A 939-nucleotide genomic window follows, 5' to 3' on the forward strand; every position below is an offset into this window, starting at 1 on the left:
ACGCCCACGCGCCCGCAGCCCGCCTTCTGCTCCCCCGGCCGCTCCCGCGCGCCCGGCGCTTGCCGGCTCCGCTGTCCGGACTTCACGCCTGCCGCGCTCTGTCACGCCCCGCCCGGCACGCGCCGAGACCCGGTCGGCCCTCGCCCGGCCCGCGCGCCGAAGGCCGAGGCGAGATCGGGAGCCGCCTGGGGGCTCGGGTGGGTGTGGTGGTGGAAAGGTGGCGCAATACAGGCGTTGTGTCCGCGCCACCTGTGGCGCAACCTGTTTCGCATGGGAGCGCTCCCAATGCATCCCCACGCCGCAGCTCCCCACCTGTCCCCCCGCATCGAAAAAGGGAGATCCGTCTTGCGTAACGCATCGACATGTCATGATCACGTCAAATTACGGATCGGATTCCGCCCCGCGCTCCTCCTGGGCGTGCTCGCCGCCCTGCTGTTCAGCCTGATCCCGGGGGCCGGCACCGCCGCGGCCCACGGCTCGGTCGTGGACCCGGCGTCCCGCAACTACGGCTGCTGGCTGCGCTGGGGCAGCGACTTCCAGAACCCGGCGATGGCGCAGCAGGACCCCATGTGCTGGCAGGCGTGGCAGGCCAACCCCAACGCCATGTGGAACTGGAACGGCCTGTACCGCAACGGCTCCGCGGGCAACTTCCAGGCGGTCGTCCCCGACGGCCAGCTGTGCAGCGGGGGACGGACCGAGAGCGGCCGTTACAACTCCCTGGACACGGTCGGTCCGTGGAAGACGACGGACGTCTCGGCCAACTTCACCCTGCGCCTGTACGACCAGGCCAGCCATGGCGCGGACTACTTCCTGGTCTACGTCACCCGCCAGGGCTTCGATCCCGCCACCCAGCCGCTGCGCTGGAGCGACCTGCAACTGGTCACCCGCACCGGCAAGTACGCGCCCAGCCAGAACTACTCGATCGACGTGCGCACGTCG

General features: G+C 70.5%; 1 protein-coding gene. It reads left to right on the top strand.

Translation table 11 applies throughout. From position 1 onward, the window contains the following. Positions 1 to 345: 345 nt before the first annotated feature. A partial coding sequence (locus CCN42_RS34915; RefSeq protein ID WP_086741405.1) for a lytic polysaccharide monooxygenase occupies positions 346 to 939 on the top strand: 594 nt, incomplete at its 3' end.

This window comes from Streptomyces glaucescens (assembly GCF_002154375.1).
GTDB classification, from domain to species: domain Bacteria; phylum Actinomycetota; class Actinomycetes; order Streptomycetales; family Streptomycetaceae; genus Streptomyces; species Streptomyces glaucescens.